This is a genomic window from Nocardioides sp. (assembly GCF_031422975.1).
Lineage (GTDB): Bacteria > Actinomycetota > Actinomycetes > Propionibacteriales > Nocardioidaceae > Nocardioides.
In genome coordinates this window covers 1-3,918 of sequence record NZ_JANPEO010000559.1, presented here as the reverse complement: position 1 = coordinate 3,918, position 3,918 = coordinate 1, and the positions used below count along the sequence as shown (strand labels likewise).

The window sequence follows — 3,918 nt, the reverse complement described above, 5'->3', positions numbered from 1 at the left end:
GCACGATGTCGCACACCCGCAGACTGCTCGTGCTCGCCGTCGCCTGGGTGATCCCGATCGCCTGGACCGCGACGGCGCTGTTGGCCGGGCCGGCGGATGGCACGACCCTCTCCTCGTCCCTGGGCGGGATCGGGGAAGAGCGGTGGGGCGACACCCTGGTCGTCGCTCGGACCTACGGCGACACGCCCCTGCAGGTGGGTGACGTGGTCCGCGAGATCGACGGGCGCAGTCCCGGGGACTGGGTTCGGTCGGGGGACGCGCCGGATCGTCGTGCGGGCGAGGTCGTGGCCTACCTGGTGGATCGGACGGGCACCGGATCGATCGCCTTGACGCTCAAGATCTCCGTGCCACTGATCCGCTATCCGGTGACCTCGGCGATCTGGGCGAACCCGGGTGCGGTGACGTTCGTGGCACTGCTGTTGGCCGCCGGTTCCTTCGCCTTCTGGCTGCGGCCCGCTGCTGCTGCCTCGCGGGCCTTCATGGCCGCCTCGTCCCTCGGCCCGGCGGCACTGACGGCGTATCCGTTCGGGCTCGGGGCGATTGACCTCGCTGGATCGCGGGGGCTCTGGCCCCACCTCGGCGGGGAGGCCCTGGCAGCGTTCGGCGTCGGCTGCGCAGTCGTTGCGGCCCTCACGGTGGCGGACACGCCGAAGTGGCTGCGGCGGCGTCCCTGGGCCGTCGTCGTGCCCTTCCTCGTGCCGGCGGCCGGCTGGGCGATATGGCTGCTGCACGGTCGAGAACGACTGCTCGACGGAGGGCCGCAGGCATGGCAGACGTGGGCCACCGTCCTGGGACCCGCCTTGCTCGTCAGCGTCCCCGCCATGGTGGTGGCGACGGGGTGGGCCTACTCCCGGGCGCGGCAACGCGACGACCTGATGGCCACGCGGCTCGCCCTCATCGGCGTCGGCGGGGGGCTGGCGGCGAGGCTGCTGCTCGGCCAGGTCCCGCAATGGCTCACGGGAGACCCGCTCGTCCCCTGGTCCGTGCTCTCGCTCATCCTCGCGCCTGCGGTGGTCGGGTGCGCCACGGTCGCGATCGGGCGCTACCGGCTCGACACGATCGAGCCCACCGTCCGGCGGGTGGCGGTGCAGGCGGCCGTGGCGGCGTTGGTGGGCTCTGCCTTCATCTCGCTGGTTCGCGCCGTCGACTTCGCCTCCGACATCGCGGCGGAGTCCATGCTCGCCGGCGGGCTGGTGGCACTGGTGCTCCTGCCGGTGGCGCTCGGTCTCGAACGAGGTGCCCGCAGGCTGGTGTACGGGGACCGCGAGCTGCCGCGCCGCGTGGTGTCGGACCTGCGACGGCTCGACCCGATGACGGCGCCCGAGGACGCGCTGCAGGAGATGTTGACCCTGCTCGCCCGCCGCCTTCGCCTGACGTATGCCGCGATCGAGGTCTTTGCGACCGAGTCGTCTCCTGGGGTCGTGACGTCCACCGGCCTGTCCGTGGGGGTGCCCGTCGACGTCGACCTGGCAGTGGGCGGCGCGACGCTGGGGTCGCTGCGCCTGGAGATGGAGCCCAGTCGCGACCCCTTCGGGCCGGGGGACAGACGCCTGCTGGAGGATGTCGGCAGCCAGGTCGGTGCCCTGGTCCAGGCAGTGGTCATCAACCGCGAGCTCCAGCGATCTCGCCAGCACCTCGTGGCCGCGCGCGAGGAGGAGCGTCGCCGCTTGCGCCGCGACCTGCACGACGGGCTGGGCCCCGCGCTGGCCAGTCTGGCCATGCGCCTCGAGACGGCCCAGGACCTGATCGCGGTGAACCCGCAGGAGGCCGCCGACCTCGTGGGTCGGCTGTCGGAGCAGGCGCGGGAGGAGATCGCGGAGGTTCGGCGACTGGTCGACGGGTTGCGCCCGCCTGCCCTCGACCAGCTCGGCCTGGTGTCCGCGTTGCGACAGCGCGCCGAAGCGCTGAGCCTGTCGACGGGCTCAGTGACATCGATGCCGCGGATGACGATCACGATCGACGCCGCGGACGATGTGGAGCCGTTGCCGGCCGCGGTCGAGGTGGCGGCGTACAGAATCTCGCTCGAAGGAGCGAACAACGCGCTCCGGCACAGCGGGGCCCAGACGTGCGTCGTGACGCTCCGCCGGGACATGCATGCACTGCTCGTGCAGATCGCCGATTCCGGCTCGGGGCTGGCCGAGCATCATCTCGCGGGTGTAGGCCTGTTCTCGATGCGCGAACGTGCCCAGGAGCTTGGTGGAACCTGCGTCGTGACCTCGCTGCCCGGATCGGGAACGATCGTCGACGTGGTGCTACCGATACCCGACGAGAGCGAGGATTGATCCGTGGAACGAATCCGGGTGCTGGTGGCGGACGACCACGAAGACTTCCGACACGGTGTCGAGGCACTGCTCGCGTCGACGACCACGATCGAGGTCGTCGGGCATGCGGCCGACGGCATGGCTGCGGTCACGCTGGCCCTCGACCTGCAGCCCGACCTGGTCCTGATGGACCTGCACATGCCCCGTCTGAACGGAGTGGAGGCGACCGCCCGGATCGTGCAGTCGTCTCCACACATCAGCGTGCTGGTGCTGACGATGATGGAGGATGAGGAGTCCGTGTTCGCGGCGGTGCGGGCGGGGGCGCGTGGCTATCTGCTCAAGGGAGCCCGGCGGCAGGAGATCGTGCGTTCGATCGAGGCGGTGGGGGCGGGTGAGGTGATCTTCGGTCCCGGTATCGCCGACCGGGTGATGACCTACTTCCGGTCGGTGCGCGCGCGGCCGGCGGTGGAGGCGTTCCCCGAGCTGACCGACCGGGAGCGGGTGGTCCTTGGCCTGATCGCCGAGGGCAAGGAGAATGCCGAGATCGCGCGTCAGCTGAGCCTGTCGGTCAAGACGGTGCGCAACCACGCCAGCAACATCTTCGCCAAGCTGCAGGTCGCGCACCGTGCCCAGGCCATCGTGATGGCCCGCGACGCCGGCCTTGGCTGACGAGGGGTCAGCGGGACCGGCAACCGCCCTGGAGTATGGCGTCGTCCTCGGCGTCGTCCCCCAGCGCTGTGGCCTGGTCCGTGTCCGGGAGGAGGACGCTCGCCCCGGCCTCGCTGGTGAACGGCTCGCCGCCGATCACGCACGCTCGCGTGCGAGAGGGGTCGATGCCCGTCACGGCCTGGGCGAAGCGGTACAGCTCGACCGGGCTCAGGTCGGTCTCGAGGCCACCGATCGCGGCGAGCGTGGCGGCCTCCATGAACCCCGCGCGGTCCTCGTGCGCGCGCAGCTGGTCGAGGACACCCAGCATCAGTCGCTGGTGGTTGGCCGAACGAGCCAGGTCGTCGCCGACCAGGCCCCGCCGGATCCGGGCGAACGACAAGGCCTCACCAGCATCGAACCGGTTGGCCCCCCGTCGTACGACGAGGTCGTGCACGTTGTCGGGAAAGGCGACCGGAGACTCCACGTGGATCGGACCGACCGCCTCGATCATGTCCACGAATCCCGTGAAGCCGGTGACCAGCACCAGATCGGGTGTGATCCCGACCAGGTCGCCGACAGCCCGCGCCGCGACCTCGGTCCCGCCATCCGCCAGCGCGGCGTTGATCCGCTCGAAGCCGAGCCCAGGAAGCTCGACCCAGGAATCCCGCGGGATGCCGATGCTCACCGCGCTCCTGCGGCGCCAGTTGAACCCGACCAGCTGGATCGCGTCCGTGCGTCCGCTCGTGACCGGGGTGCCGGATCGCGCGTCCGACCCGAGGACCAGGACCCAGAGCACGTCGTCGCCCCAGTCGACCGCCCTCGCGGTCTCGACGGTGGTCAGGCTGATGGACGCGGGCTGCACCGCTGGTGTGGGTATGACGAGCGCGACCGCTGTCAGCAGAACGACCCAGCGCCCCAGGCGGGCAAGCCTGACCCGGCTCACGGGGACACCTCCGCCGACACCGAGGCGCCGTCGTCCAGCGCCACGTCGTAGCCGAAGACCAACCAC

General features: G+C 71.1%; 3 protein-coding genes. 2 read left to right on the top strand and 1 reads right to left on the bottom strand.

Annotation, left to right across the window (positions count from 1 at the left end):
- Positions 1-2,282 (top strand): sensor histidine kinase (locus RMO85_RS16700; protein WP_310529848.1); only part of this gene is annotated, 2,282 nt, incomplete at its 5' end.
- Positions 2,283-2,285: 3 nt separating this feature from the next.
- On the top strand, positions 2,286-2,930 hold the full coding sequence (locus tag RMO85_RS16695; RefSeq protein ID WP_310529847.1) for a response regulator transcription factor: 645 nt from the start codon (positions 2,286-2,288) through the stop codon (positions 2,928-2,930).
- 7 nt (positions 2,931-2,937) lie between these two features.
- Here RMO85_RS16695 and RMO85_RS16690 read toward each other — a convergent pair whose 3' ends face one another.
- Positions 2,938-3,852: an LCP family protein gene (locus tag RMO85_RS16690; protein WP_310529846.1), complete on the bottom strand. Its 915-nt coding sequence runs from the start codon at positions 3,850-3,852 to the stop codon at positions 2,938-2,940.
- Positions 3,853-3,918 lie beyond the last annotated feature (66 nt).